13 protein-coding genes and 1 pseudogene are annotated in these 13000 nt (G+C 63.5%); 7 read left to right on the forward strand and 7 right to left on the reverse strand.

Annotation, left to right across the window (positions count from 1 at the left end):
• The 4 genes from VKI00_RS05700 to VKI00_RS05715 all read left to right on the forward strand — a co-directional run.
• The coding region (locus VKI00_RS05700; RefSeq protein WP_324436036.1) for an acyl-CoA dehydrogenase family protein at nt 1-357 on the forward strand (357 nt) is incomplete at its 5' end.
• 2 nt (nt 358-359) lie between these two features.
• A complete protein-coding gene (locus VKI00_RS05705) occupies nt 360-1508 on the forward strand; it encodes an acyl-CoA dehydrogenase family protein (protein ID WP_324436037.1) in 1149 nt (382 codons plus the stop codon).
• The gene (locus VKI00_RS05710) at nt 1505-2449 is read left to right on the forward strand and encodes an acyl-CoA dehydrogenase family protein (RefSeq protein WP_324436038.1); all 945 of its coding nucleotides are present in this window, start codon (nt 1505-1507) and stop codon (nt 2447-2449) included. Before VKI00_RS05705 ends, VKI00_RS05710 begins: the two co-directional genes overlap by 4 nt.
• A gap of 49 nt (nt 2450-2498) precedes the next feature.
• A complete protein-coding gene (locus VKI00_RS05715) occupies nt 2499-4001 on the forward strand; it encodes a class I adenylate-forming enzyme family protein (protein WP_324436039.1) in 1503 nt (500 codons plus the stop codon).
• Between the two features lie 23 nt (nt 4002-4024).
• Here VKI00_RS05715 and VKI00_RS05720 read toward each other — a convergent pair whose 3' ends face one another.
• The 4 genes from VKI00_RS05720 to pstS all read right to left on the reverse strand — a co-directional run bounded on the left by VKI00_RS05720 (nt 4025) and on the right by pstS (nt 6503).
• Nucleotides 4025-4345 (reverse strand): EthD family reductase, encoded by a 321-nt coding sequence (locus VKI00_RS05720; protein WP_324436040.1) that lies wholly within the window; start codon nt 4343-4345, stop codon nt 4025-4027.
• A gap of 39 nt (nt 4346-4384) precedes the next feature.
• Nucleotides 4385-4921 carry a DoxX family protein gene (locus tag VKI00_RS05725; RefSeq protein ID WP_324436041.1) on the reverse strand — a complete coding sequence of 179 codons (537 nt, stop codon included), beginning with the start codon at nt 4919-4921 and terminating at the stop codon, nt 4385-4387.
• Nucleotides 4918-5286, reverse strand: coding sequence for a DUF732 domain-containing protein (locus VKI00_RS05730; RefSeq protein ID WP_324436042.1), 369 nt, complete (start codon nt 5284-5286; stop codon nt 4918-4920). Before VKI00_RS05730 ends, VKI00_RS05725 begins: the two co-directional genes overlap by 4 nt.
• A gap of 125 nt (nt 5287-5411) precedes the next feature.
• Nucleotides 5412-6503, reverse strand: coding sequence for a phosphate ABC transporter substrate-binding protein PstS (gene pstS, locus VKI00_RS05735; protein WP_324436043.1), 1092 nt, complete (start codon nt 6501-6503; stop codon nt 5412-5414).
• Nucleotides 6504-7000: 497 nt separating this feature from the next.
• Between pstS and VKI00_RS05740 the strand changes: the two genes are divergently transcribed.
• From VKI00_RS05740 to VKI00_RS05750, 3 genes are all read left to right on the forward strand, one after another.
• Nucleotides 7001-8518, forward strand: coding sequence for an MFS transporter (locus VKI00_RS05740; RefSeq protein WP_324436044.1), 1518 nt, complete (start codon nt 7001-7003; stop codon nt 8516-8518).
• A gap of 167 nt (nt 8519-8685) precedes the next feature.
• Nucleotides 8686-9729 (forward strand): hotdog fold thioesterase, encoded by a 1044-nt coding sequence (locus VKI00_RS05745; protein WP_324436045.1) that lies wholly within the window; start codon nt 8686-8688, stop codon nt 9727-9729.
• Nucleotides 9730-9817: 88 nt separating this feature from the next.
• Nucleotides 9818-11011 (forward strand): amidohydrolase family protein, encoded by a 1194-nt coding sequence (locus tag VKI00_RS05750; RefSeq protein WP_324436046.1) that lies wholly within the window; start codon nt 9818-9820, stop codon nt 11009-11011.
• Here VKI00_RS05750 and VKI00_RS05755 read toward each other — a convergent pair.
• From VKI00_RS05755 to VKI00_RS05765, 3 genes and pseudogenes are all read right to left on the reverse strand, one after another.
• A pseudogene (locus VKI00_RS05755) lies at nt 11012-11288 on the reverse strand (thiocyanate hydrolase).
• Between the two features lie 106 nt (nt 11289-11394).
• Complete coding sequence (gene scnC, locus VKI00_RS05760; protein ID WP_324436047.1) at nt 11395-12099, reverse strand: thiocyanate hydrolase subunit gamma; 705 nt, start codon at nt 12097-12099, stop codon at nt 11395-11397.
• 54 nt (nt 12100-12153) lie between these two features.
• Nucleotides 12154-12993, reverse strand: a complete 840-nt coding sequence (locus VKI00_RS05765) for an SH3-like domain-containing protein (RefSeq protein WP_324436048.1) — start codon at nt 12991-12993, stop codon at nt 12154-12156.
• Between the last annotated feature and the right edge of the window lie 7 nt (nt 12994-13000).

The following is a 13000-nucleotide window of genomic DNA, read 5'->3' on the forward strand; positions in this document are numbered from 1 at the left end:
GACTCCGTCCGGGGATCCGAGACCGCACACGACGACTACGCCTCGGGTGAGGTCTTCACCGAGCTCGGCTCGCTACTCGCCGACGCCGAAGCGCTGCGGGCAACCGGATACCGCGCGCTCTACAACGAACTCGCGGACCGGCCAAGCCCGGAAGCCGACATTCTGAAATTGCTCGGTTCGGTTACGCTGCAGCGAGTTTGGGAGCTCTCCGCCGCGGCCGCCGGTCCTGGCTCGATCGACGATGCAGAACTGCTGTTCGAACGTCAGGACGCGTTGGCGGCGACCATCTACGGCGGAACCTCCGAGGTGCAACGCAACATCATCGCCGAGCGGCTGCTCGGACTGCCGAAGGGATGATTATGGATTACGACCTCGGTGCCGACGCTGTCGAACTCAGAAAGCGATTGCGGGAGTTGATCTCCGCACATATACCGGAAGGTTTTTTGGGCGCCTGCACCGACGACCCCAGAGACCTCGCCACCACCGAGTCCTTCTGCAAGCTGTTGGCATCCGACGGACTACTGGCCCTAGCCTGGCCGAAAGAGCATGGTGGCGGCGGCGGTTCGATATGGCAGCAGACCGTACTGCGCGAGGAGATGTGGGCCCACCATGAACCCCGCGGTGCGCAGTACATGGGTATCAACTGGGTCGGGCCCGCGCTCATGCGTTACGGGACCGCTGAGCAGAAGGCCCGACACTTGTCCGCCATCGCGAGCGGAGAAGTGATCTGGTGTCAGGGATTTTCCGAGCCGGAAGCCGGAACCGATCTCGCGTCGCTGCGCACCCGGGCGGTTCCCGACGGCGACGGTTGGCGCGTCACCGGCCAGAAGGTGTGGACCTCCTACGCGCAGATGGCGTCCTGGTGCGTGCTGGCGGCCTGTACCGATCCGAACGCTCCGAAACCCAAGCGGCTCAGCCTGTTTCTTGTTCCCATGGACCGGCCCGGCATCACTGTGCGGCCAATCCGCTCGATGCTTGGACCGCACCACCTCAACGAAGTATTCCTCGACGGCGTTGAGGTGTTCGCCGACGAGATCCTCGGCGAGGTCGGTGACGGCTGGCGGGTGATGCGCGAAGCGCTCGCCTTCGAACGAGTCGGGATTGCGCGGTACGCGCGGTGCGAGTCGCTGCTGGACCGCATGCAGACCCAACTCGGCGACGACTGGGATCGGCTGCCCGAGTCGATCCGGTCGCGTTGGGTGCGAGCACTGATCGACCTGCGGGTCGCGCGGCTGCTGGCCTATCGCGCAGTGTCGCTGCAGGATGACCCATCGGCGGGCCCGGCAGCCAGCGCCGCCCGCATCGCGACGACCACCTGCGATCAGCAGGTCGCCGAGCTGCTGTTCGACGCGCTCGGGCCCTCGGCACTGGACAGTGGGACGTCGGCCGCACTGCACGGGGCGGTTGAAGATCACTGGCGTTATGCCCAGGCGGCAACCGTGGCGTCGGGAACAATCGAAGTACAGCGGATGCTGGTGGCACGCGAAACTTTGGGGGATCACGGGTGAACACCGCTCTGCCAGAAGACATTACCGAGTTCGGTGCTGTCGCCGCCAAACGGTTCGTCCGGTTCGGCGGCGTCCAAGCGGCGCTGCGGGCCGAGACCGAGGATCACCTCCGGCACGACGCCCGGTCCGCGCTGGCCGACCTGGGCGCATTCGACCTCGACCCCAGATCCGCCGGCGACGATCTGCTGGCGGCCGCTGTGCTCTCCCAGGCGGCCGGCGCCGCGGCCATGCCCTATCCGCTGGTCGAGGAGCTACTCGCGATCGACGGCGCTCGGCTCGCCCTGGTGAATCCCGAAGCGCCGCGCATCGACCACGGCGACCTGCCCGGGGACTGGATCGCCGCCGACCTGGACGGCGCGCGCTACCGCGTGCAACCGACGTCGCGAACCGGCGCCAAGCTCGGGCCGTTTCTGGTGCCGGCCACCTTGGCTGAGCCTGACGGTACGGTGCCGTCGGCCGACATCGATCTGCACCTGACGCTGGGATCCTGGCGGATCCTCGGCGCCGTGCAGCAGGCGTTGGAGATCACCCGCCAGCACGTCACCGCGCGAATGCAGTTCGGCAAGCCGCTGGCGGAGTTCCAGGCGGTCCGGTTCACCATCGCCGACGCGGCGGTCGCCGTGCGCGGGCTCTACGAACTCGCCAAATACACCATCAGTCGAACAGAATCGACTGCGGCCCAATTGCGTTCGGCGGACGCGCTGATCCTCCGGCTCAAGGCCGCCGATACTCTGCGCCAGGTGATGCGCACCGCGCACCAGTTGCTCGGCGCGCTGGGCTTTTGTGACGAGTCCGACGTCAGCGTCCTGGACAGACACACACAGCCGCTGGTCCGGCTCCCGGTCGCGAGCGAAATGCTTGCGCTGCGCCTGATGCCCGGTGTTCGCGGCGGCCAACTGGAGACATTGTTCTCTGATCCAGTCGCGGCGGAGCCGGTGTGAGTCGCGCCGGCGACGATGCAGAGCGAAGCGATGCTGAGGAGTGGCGCCGATGAGCACCGGAACGCTCGCGGCCGGGGCGACTCCCGGCCAGCAGGACGACGGGATTCCGTTTGGGATTCGACTGCAGGAACTCGCCGAACAACACGGTGACGACCCCGCTTTGGACACGTTGGCGCCGGACGGCAGCGTGCGCAGTCTCACGTTCGCACAACTCAACGCCCGGGCTAACCAATGGGGACGGACGCTGGCGGCGGCCGGCGCACAGACCGGTTCGCTTGTTGCGCTTGCGATTCCCAATTCCGAGCAACTCGTGCTGGCCGTGCTGGGCTGCTGGAAGATCGGCGCGGTTCCGGTTCCGATGCGTTGGGACCTGCCGGACTGGGAGCGGTCCAGGGTGCTGGAGGTGATCGCTCCGGCGGTCGTCGTCGACGAACAACACCGGGACACGTTGGCTGTGCGTGCCGCCGACCAGTCCGACCGGCCGCTTCCGGTCGCGGTATCCCCTAATGCGAATGGAATATGCAGCAGCGGTTCCACCGGCCTGCCCAAGGTGATTCTGACACTGGCGCAAGGGCTCTGGACGCCGGAGTCGTCGTTCCCGTTCCTAGCTGCCTGGGCTCCGACCCCCCAGCCGCAGACCATCCTGGTGCCCGCTCCGATGTATCACACCAACGGGTTCTCGCCGCTTACCTACCTGTTGGGTGGTGATCGATTGGTGGTGCTCGAAAAGTTCGACGCGGCAATGGTTGTCGACGCGATCGAGAAGTATCGCATCACCAACTTCACCGCCACGCCGACGATGCTCGCTCGCATCGCGGCTCTTCCCGATGTGCGCCAACGGGATTTCTCCAGCATCGCCTGGATCCTGCAGGGCGCCGCGGTGATGCCGCACCCGCTGCTGCACACCTGGTTCGATCTGCTCAGTCCCGAGCAGGTCGTGATGGCTTACGGGATGACCGAAGGTCTGGGGATCACCGCGTTACGTGGCGACGAGTGGCTGGCTCATCCGGGCAGCGTTGGCCGCGGCTTTCGAGACACCGAAGTTCGGATCCTGGATCCGCAAGGCCGGCCGGTGGCGACCGGTGAGCTCGGTGAGATCTACTTACGCTCGCCGATGAGCGCCGGGTACCGGTACCTGGGTGGGGCGCCGCTGCTGCCGTCGACGCCCGACGGGTTTCGGACCGCCGGAGATATCGGGCACCTGGACGCCGACGGCTATCTCTACATCGCCGATCGTCGTAGCGACATGATCATCACCGGGGGCGCCAATGTCTTTCCGGCGGAGGTGGAATGCGCGCTGGCCGAGCACGACGACATCGCCGACGTCGTCGTCATCGGACTCGCCGATCCCGAGTGGGGACGCCGGGTGCACGCCGTGGTGCAGGTCGCCGACCCCGCGACGCCGCTCACCGAGCGGCAGGTCATCGCCTATGCGAAGTCCCGTTTGGCTGCTTACAAGGTTCCCAAGACGGTGGAGTTCGTCGACGAAATCCCGCGCACCGCTGCGACCAAGGTCAACCGCTCGGCGATGATCGCGGCCCGAGGTGGGTAAGGCAGGATCTAGGCGGCTCCAGATTAGTGCTGCGGCACCTCGACCTCGGAGACAAGCACACGTACGCCGCCGGTGGCGAGTCGCGCCATCGCCTCGAAGAACGCGCCTGCTTCCGGTGTGGTCACCGCCGTACTGACGCCATCGTAATCCGAGTAGTACAGGTCGATCATGCGGTAAGCAGGCGTCGGACTACCGTCTTCTTTCGGCCAGACCTTGGACGCCTCGAGCCGGAGATATCCCGGTATCCGCCGAGCGGCCTCCAGTTGCTCGGATTCATAGGCGGCTTCGAAGGCGGCCGGGTCGACGGGGTTGTCATAGATGACCGTGATTTTGGTTTCGGACAATGGATTTCCCTCGCGTCGTTGATGAAGTCGAGCCTGTATTCAATCAGGCTCGCCGCGTCTTTCCGTAGTCGGCACCAACCAACGTTGACCGACCAGCGCGTCCACGCTGGCCTTGCCGGCTCCAACGCACACTAGCCAGAGCAGCAGCCCCACCAGCAGCCACTCCGGAGCATAAAACAAATTGCTGAGGAAATCCCACAGGGCCGGATACTTCTGCGCCAGATTCGGACCGATGTCCGTGATAAGCGCGCCGACCATATCCCCTGCCAAGACCAGAGACACCAGCCGGGTACCAAGGCCCAGCATCAACGCCGCTCCACCAACAAGTTCCACCACTGCCGTCACCGGGGCGAGCACCTGCGCAGCGGGAATGCCCAGGCCGACAAACATCGCTGTGAATTTTCCAAGATTACCGAGCTTGTTCACCGCGCCGCTAAAGAACATGAACCCAACAGTGACCCGCAGCAACAAGTTCGGCAGCCAGCCGAGGTTGTTCAATGCGTCGGTAGTGCGACGGTACGCCGGGAGAAAGCGCGCGGTAACGAGAGATTCGCGGGCCACCGGGCTCAGGCTCACTTGATAAGCGGTGGCCCCGGGAGGAGCCAGGTCGCCGAATTATCGGTCCGCCCTACGTATTGCGGGCAGTAGGCAGAGATGGAAGCGCCGACGAAGAAGCTGGATTGTCGCAGCGACAGATGGGTGTCCTTCATCAGCTTCATCACCACAACGCTTGACTTATTGCTTTTGTCGAATCCGGCGCACACCGTATGGGCGATCGCAACCGCGGTGTTGTCATCAGGAAAGACGATCCCCTCCTTGGCAAGCGCCGCAACGAATCCGGCATCGGGCGGATTTGCCGATGCTGGCGCTGCGGAAAGCAGTGCGGCGGCGGACAGCAGGACGGCGCAGACTGTCGACCACTTATGCGGACCGACGTTCATAACCGTCATGGCCTTACCACTGTGCGGATGCCTCGAATCAAAGAAGGACTACGTTATGTTAGCCGAAATCGAGGCGTTCTTCCTTGCTGCCAGCGGGTATGCGATCGGGACGTTCTCCCGATGTGTCAGCTGATGTTGTTGACGGCGGCGGCAACCTTGGTCTGGAAGTCGGACGGCAGCGGAATGTATCCGAGCGGGGGAAGGCCCTGCTGCCCTTCGGTGATGGTCGACTGCATGAACGCCCTTACGGCCTTACCGACGTCGGCATCGGGGTATTTGGAGCAGACGATTTCGTAGCTGGCCAGCAGGATCGGGTAGGCGCCGGGGGTCGTGGTGGCGTAGACCTTCGAGAGATCGAGCACCAGGTCATCACCCTGGCCTTTGATCGTGACGTCCGAAATGGTCTTGCCGACCCAGTCGTTGCCGATGTGGACGACTCCGCCCGCAGTCTTGATTCCCGCCACATCGAGGTGCTGCTTCATGGCGTACGACCACTCGTTGTAGGTAATAGCCCCCTCGGTCTTCTTGACGGCCTCCGAGGTGCCCTCGTTGCCTTGCGCCGAGGTTCCCACGCCTCCGTTGAATGCTTTGCCGGCACCCTTGGTCCAGGCGCCGCCAGAGGCGGCCTGGAGGTACTGCTGGAAGTTGTCGCTGGTTCCGGATAAGTCGCTGCGGTAGATGACGTGGATGTCCTCGGCGGGCATGCTTCCGTTCAGCGCGGTGATGGCCGGGTCGTCCCAGCGGGTGATGGCGCCGCTGAAAATCTTGGCGAGCGTGGGTCCGTCGAGGGTGAGGACGTCGGTCGATTTGACGTTGAAGGTGATCCCTATCGGACCGAACACGGCCGGCAGGTTCCACGCGTCGGCCCCGCCGCAGCGCTGCTTGGCGCCGGCGTACTCCTCGCCGCTCAGCGGTGAGTCCGAGCCGCCGAAGTCGGTCTTGGCGGCAAGAAAGTCCGCGACGCCGGCTCCCGAGCCGCTCGCCGTGTAGGTGAGCTGCTTGCCCGAGCATGATTCCTCGTAGCTCGTGATGAAGTGGTTCATCGCGTTGGCTTGAGCGGTCGAACCGCTGCCCGTGAGGTTCTGCTTGCCCCCGCAGTCGACTTTGACACCCTCGGCGTACTTCGGCGGCGTGTCGAGCTGCGTACACGCCGAGAGCGCAAGACTGCCCGCGATGAGCAGGGTGGCGACCGACCGGGATCCGTTGTGCTGCTTCATGTTTGCCTCCTCGAAAACAACCGGTTAGCCGCACATCGGCTGCCCGGTTATCGGGCCGGAAATGCCACGTCGTGCGCGCCCCAACGCCGCGCGTCCGTTCGAGCACGTCAGCGAGCATTAAACGGCACCAATACCCACATCGAATCAATCCGGAAGCGAACAACAGGTGAAGCAATCGTCGTGGTCGGCGGGTTAACCATCCGAGTTGGCGTGAATATCCCCGGGGGCTGCGGATTTCGGGCTGCCCAAGGGCGCCGATATGGCTTTGAATTGCAAAAAGGCCCGTCGAGCTGACAGCAAAATTGCAGGCTTTGCTCAGCGATCACCACAGTTTGCCGAATTCATCCCGCCGTTAGCGGCCGTTCAGTTATCTGACTTAGCGTCTGCGGGGTTGACGCTGGTCAGTGGGGTTCTGCACGCCAGCGAAACCGCGCTGTATCGCGCACGTGCAGCGTCGGGTAGGCGAGGTCGATGGCGACGACTCTGGGAGAGATGACATGACCGACACGCTCGACAAACCGCAGGCACCGAAGGTCACCGGTAAGACGGTGCAGGAATACATCGACGAACTGCCGCAGTGGCCTGACGGCACGGCATTGAAGTCAATGCCGATGACCGCCATGCAGTTCCGGATCTGGGCGCTGGCGTGCGCGGGCAAGTTCTTCGAGGGCATGGTCGTGTTCATGACCGGGGTGGCCCTGCCGCTGATCTCGATCCAATTCCACTTGAATGCGGCCGAGAAAGGCTTGGTTACCGCGGCCTCCCTGGCGGGCATCCTGGTTGGTGCCACGGCCCTTGGTGGTTTGGCGGACAGCTATGGACGCAAATCGATGTTCATCGTGGAGATGATTATCTTCGCCGTGTTCTTGGTGGGTCTGACGTTCGCGCCCAACTTCATCACGCTGGTCATCTGTCTGTTCGGGGCCGGTATCGCACTGGGCTGTGACTACCCGACCGCGCACATGGTGATCTCGGAGAGCATCGCGACCTCGATGCGGGGCCGGCTCGTGCTGAGCGCCTTCGCGTTCCAGGCCGTCGGAGCGTTCTTCGGCACAGCGTTGGGCTTCGGCATCCTGTATGCCAACCCGAACTTGAACGCCTGGCGGATGATGTACGCGGCGGCGATCGTTCCGGCGATCCTTGTCGTCATCGGGCGCTTGTTCGTCACGGAGAGCCCGCACTGGCTGGTGTCGAAGGGCCGGATCGAGCACGGGGAGAAGGCCACCTCCCAATTGCTCAAGCGCAACCCGCAGTACCCCAAGACCGTGTCGCTGGGACACCTGGTCCACACGCACAAAGCCGCCGAAGGCAGCGGGAGCTACTTGGCCCTGTTCAAGAAGAGAAACCGTCGCGCCACGATCCTGGCCTCGGTTCCGTGGTTCCTGCAGGACCTGGGCGTCTACGGCATCGGCATTTTCACACCGACGATTCTGGCCGCCGTCATCGGCAAGGAGTCGAAGTCGCACGGGCTGGCGGACACCATCCACAACGACATGCTGGGCGCCAAGGGCTCGGCCCTGATGGACACGCTGTTCGTCTTGGGTATCGTCGTCGCCATCCTCCTGGTGGACAGGGTCGGGCGGATCAAATTGCAGATCTGGGGCTTCATCGGCTGCGCGGTGGGTCTGTTGCTGTCCGGGCTGTCAATCCGTCCGGACGGCAGCAACGTCATGTGGTTGCTCTTTCTCGGTTTCACGCTGTTCTACTTCATGGTCAACTTCGGGCCGAACGCCATGACCTATCTGCTCGCCGGCGAAGTCTTCCCCACCGAGGTCCGGGGCAAGGGCGCCGGCTTCGCCGCGTCCTTTGCCAAGATCGGCGCGGTGTTGACGGCGTTCCTGTTTCCCATCCTGCTCAAGACCATCGGCACAACCGCGCTGCTATGGGGCCTCGTAGTGTGCTTCGTCCTGGGAGCCATCGTGACCTACTTGTTCCGGATCGAGACCGCCGGAGTGAACCTGGAAGACGTCGGGAAGGAAGACACTCCAGCTGCTCCGGCTGAAGCTAAAGCCTGACTGAGTCGATGACGACGGCCGTGCCGTGTCGCGTGGGCGAGTAGGCGACGACACGACGGGCCTCGCCATCATCCAGGCCAGCAGGCCCACCACCCTCCACCGTCCCTGACCAAACCGCGGTAACCTCATTCTCAGCGTGCGATCACGCACGATGGAGGAGAGGCGCCATGGCCGCAGACAGCGAAGCCGACGAAGCCGAACCGACGACGCGTGATGCCCGCTTCATCAAGACCGCGGTGGAGATCCTCGGTGAGACCGGGCGGACCGACTTCACCGTGCAAGAAGTCGTCGCCCGCTCCAAGACGTCATTGCGGGCCTTCTACCAGCACTTCAGCAGCAAGGACGAATTGCTGATCGCGCTGCTGGAGCGGACCATGGCGCAGTCGGCGCGAGCCTGGCGCGCCGAAACCATCGGGCTGGACAGCACCGCCGCGATCAAGCTGATCATCGACCGGATCAGCGCGGAGCCCGAGTCGAGCACGCAGGACAGCCTGAATCGGGCGATGAATCTTTATAACCAGCACTTGGCCGAAACGCGGCCCCGTGACTATGCCCGCGTGCTCTCCCCCCTGCACGAGCTGATTCGCGACGTCGTGCAGCGCGGTATCACCGAAGGCGTCTTCCGGCCCAACCTCGATATCGGGCCGGCCGCGGCGATCGTCATGCAGACCATTCTGGGCGCCCTCCGATTGCATTGGCTGGGAGCCGAATTGACCGGTGCGCCAATCGACTCAGCACACCTTTACGACTTCTGCATCCGCGCCCTGGGCACCGACGACGGCGTGCAATTGGCGGCGCCGACACTCAGTGAGTTATTCAGCCAGATCGGAATGCGACCCGGCGCTCACAATGGCGAATTCGCGATGACGATTCCGGTGAGCCCCCAAGTGGTCAACACGTCCGGCGCCCTGCAGGGCGGACTGATCGCCACGCTCGTCGACGTTGCGGGCGGACAGTTCGGGCTGGACTATCTGCAGGACGGCACGACGATGACGACCGCCGACCTGTTCATCCGCTACCTGCGACCGATCCGCCAAGGCTCTGCGTACGCGGTGCCGCGGATGCTGCGCAACGGCCGGCGCGCAATGGTGATGCAGATCGACGTCTACGGCAACGGAGACGGCGGCGAGGAGCTGCTCGCGACGGCGACGGTGAACTTCGCCGTCATCAACGGCGCGACCCCGAAACTTCCCGACTGGCCACGTGCCTGACCCGACCCCAGCCGGATTACGACTTGTTGCGCAGAAGTGGTAACGTCATTACCACCTAGTGAGAACCCAGACTTTCAAGGAGATCGCCATGCCGTCACGCGAGCTTTCCTTCCCGGTATTCGACGCCGACAACCACATGTACGAACCGCAGGAGGCGCTGACCAAGTACCTCCCGGACAAGCGCAAGAACGTGATCGACTATGTGCAGGTTCGCGGCCGCACCAAGATCGTCGTGCGCGGCCACATCAGCGAGTACATCCCCAACCCGACGTTCGAGAAGGTCGCCAAGCCCGGCGCCCAGGAGGATTATTTCCGCAACGGCGCGCAGGGCAAGACCTACCGCGAGATCCTCGGCGAGCCGATGAAGGCCATCCCGGCCTTCCGTGAACCCGCCCCACGGCTGGAGGTCATGGACGAACTCGGCATCGACTACGCGCTGATGTTCCCCACCCTGGCCAGCCTGGTCGAAGAGCGCATGAAGGACGACCCGGAGATGACCCACGACGTCATCCACGCGCTCAACCAATGGATGCACGAGACTTGGTCTTTCAACTACAAGGACCGCATCTTCGCCACCCCGGTGATCACCCTGCCGATCGTCGAGCGCGCACTGGAAGAACTCGAATGGTGCCTGGAGCGCGGCGCCCGTACCGTGCTGGTCCGCCCCGCACCGGTGCCCGGTTACCGCGGCAGCCGGTCGTTCGGCCTCGAGGAGTTCGACCCGTTCTGGCAGGCCTGCATCAAGGCGGAGATCCCGGTCTCGATGCACGCGTCGGACAGCGGTTACTCGGAGTTCGCCAACGTCTGGGAGCCCGGCGACGAATTCCTGCCGTTCAAGCCGACCGCGTTCCGCAGCTTTGCGATGGGCCATCGGCCGATCCTGGACGCGATGGGTGCGCTGGTGTGCCACGGTGCGCTATCCCGCAACCCCGAGCTGCGGATCCTGTCGATCGAAAACGGCGCCGACTGGGTCCCGGACCTGTTCAAGGGCCTCAAGGGCGTCTACAAGAAGATGCCGCAATCGTTCAGCGAGAATCCTATCGAGGCGTTCAAGCGCTGTGTGTACATCACCCCATTCTGGGAAGACCGGTTCACCGAGATCGTGAACATGGTCGGCACCGACCGGGTGATGTTCGGGTCCGACTGGCCGCACCCCGAGGGCCTGAAGGACCCGATCACTTTCGTCGACGAGCTCACCGACTTCGATCAAGAGGACGTCGCCAAGATCATGGGCGGCAACCTGATGAAACTCATGAAGGTGTCCAAGCCGGTTAACGCATAGTCAGGCTTCCAGCCTGGCTCGCACGGCAGCCAGTCGTTCCTCCAGCTCGGCCGCGTCGATGAGCCCACGCTGTACGAGCGAATGCGCCAGCGCAACCAACCTGTTCTCCGGGTAGGGCAGTCTGGAGTACACCGTTGCCGACAGGGCGTCCTCTTCGTTACGCCGGTCGACGCCGAGTAACGTTGTGCTGCAACTGCTTTGGTCAAGTGCGTCGCAGATCCCATCGAGGCGTTTTCCACGGTGGCACGGGGTTGTCGACGCCATACTTTGCCGCCATACGGTCCCAGACCTGGTTTCTTTCAACAATTTTTGCTAACGGCTCGATCGACTGACCCTCAGCCGGATCCAGCTTCTCCGAGTTACTCACCGGTTATTCCCGTCGCTTACTGGTTCACGGGATGAATAGCCGGGCGGGTGTCGGTCACCGCGTTGGTCGTAACACCAACCTTCGGCAACGCAACACCGATCAGGCAGTCGCGCGTAATAATTTCGACCAGCTGATCCTCAGTCCAGCCGTCGGTTCCCCCGGGACGCACCGGCATCACCATGAAACGGTGCTTCTGGTTCGAGTCCTCCACCCGGACTTCGACATCCTCCGGCAGGTACAGGCCGAACTCGGCGAGCACTTGTCGCGGCCAGCGCACAATGCGACGACGGAAGTTGGGCGTGCGGTACCACTCCGGTGAGTTGCCCAGGATCGGCCGTGGATAGCAGGAGCACAGTGTGCAGACAATGACGTGGTGCAGGGTTGGTGTGTCTTCGAGCACGTGGAACGCGGTGAAATCACTGGGTGTCCCGAAACCTGTCGGTTGCAACCAGTCGACGCCAACTTCCTTACTGGCAGCCAGCGGATCCTCGAGGACCCGTTTTTTGAACTTAGGATCAATCCAGGCCCGGGCTACCAGATGCGCAGCCGGGGTTGGTCCGATTTGTTCAGCGAACTCGGTGAAGTGGCGATGCTCCTCAGCGGTGAAAATGCCTTTCTCGATGCATAATTCGCGAAGTGCGATCTCCAGGACTTCGAAATCGGTGATCTCGTCGACCATGGGCGCGGCGGTGCGTTCGTGGTCGTGATCGTGAGCGGTCATGCTGAGGTCCTTTCGGGCTGAAGTCAGTTCGACGACGGCGTGACTCTGGCGCAGTCAGCCCGCCGCGGCGAGCCACCGCTCGGGAATCTCGGTCTGCAGAGTGTCATTGCCAGCCCCGGTGTAGCCGTCCCACAACTCAGAAAGGTTGAACCGCACGATGTAGAACCACTCAGGCGTCTGGTCGGGGCCATCCCAGGTCTCGTCCTCGGCGGCAGGGCTTTCGTAGGAGACCACCGCGATTTCGCCCGTCGCGCCGCGTACATACTCTTGGCTGCGGGTGTAGAGCAGCACGGGAAGCTCTCGCACCACGACCCTGTCGCCGACCTTGAACTTGGGCTCGCCGCCTTGTCCGGCAAACACTTGCGGGTCACCCTTGCCGACCGCGTGCGTGTGGTGCCGATTGCGTTTAACCGTAGACGGGTCACCTTCGAACTTGGGCTTGGCCTCCAACGGCTTTCCCCGCAGACCGCTCGCATACCGTGCCTTGACCTCGGCCATGCGTTCGGCCAATTCACTTAGGCCGATGTGGTGTTTTTCGGCGAGTACACGCGCGACCGCCAGCAGCCACCGCCCGTAGTAGGGCAGGCCGAGGTAGATCGTGCGGCCCAGGTCGACGTTGCCCATCCGGCGTCGTTCCTCGGATAACCAGATCCCGCGCCAGCCGAGCACCTCACACATCACGTAGGTGTTCTCTTCCCACATCTCGTACTGTTTGTTCTCGAATTTCAGGGGCGCATCCGGCTCACCGCCGACATCATGCGGGGTCTTCGTATAGGCGGTGAATCGATCGTGATCGATGAGATCAGGCGTGGGTGCGTCCGGGAGTTCAGGATAGGAAGACTTAAGGCGCGCTACCAGTTCCAGATGCGCCGCCCTGTCCAATGGGGTCGTCATAAGAGTT

Origin of the sequence: Mycobacterium sp. (genome assembly GCF_035314665.1) — a bacterium.
Taxonomy (GTDB): domain Bacteria; phylum Actinomycetota; class Actinomycetes; order Mycobacteriales; family Mycobacteriaceae; genus Mycobacterium.

Excerpts from the sequence above, each read along its gene's own strand:
- VKI00_RS05765 (WP_324436048.1), bottom strand. The coding sequence starts at position 12,993 with ATGACGACCCCATTGGACAGGGCGGCGCATCTGGAACTGGTAGCGCGC.
- VKI00_RS05705 (WP_324436037.1), top strand. The coding sequence starts at position 360 with ATGGATTACGACCTCGGTGCCGACGCTGTCGAACTCAGAAAGCGATTG.
- pstS (WP_324436043.1), bottom strand. The coding sequence starts at position 6,503 with ATGAAGCAGCACAACGGATCCCGGTCGGTCGCCACCCTGCTCATCGCG.
- VKI00_RS05740 (WP_324436044.1), top strand. The coding sequence starts at position 7,001 with ATGACCGACACGCTCGACAAACCGCAGGCACCGAAGGTCACCGGTAAG.
- VKI00_RS05745 (WP_324436045.1), top strand. The coding sequence starts at position 8,686 with ATGGCCGCAGACAGCGAAGCCGACGAAGCCGAACCGACGACGCGTGAT.
- VKI00_RS05730 (WP_324436042.1), bottom strand. The coding sequence starts at position 5,286 with ATGAACGTCGGTCCGCATAAGTGGTCGACAGTCTGCGCCGTCCTGCTG.
- VKI00_RS05715 (WP_324436039.1), top strand. The coding sequence starts at position 2,499 with ATGAGCACCGGAACGCTCGCGGCCGGGGCGACTCCCGGCCAGCAGGAC.
- scnC (WP_324436047.1), bottom strand. The coding sequence starts at position 12,099 with ATGACCGCTCACGATCACGACCACGAACGCACCGCCGCGCCCATGGTC.
- VKI00_RS05750 (WP_324436046.1), top strand. The coding sequence starts at position 9,818 with ATGCCGTCACGCGAGCTTTCCTTCCCGGTATTCGACGCCGACAACCAC.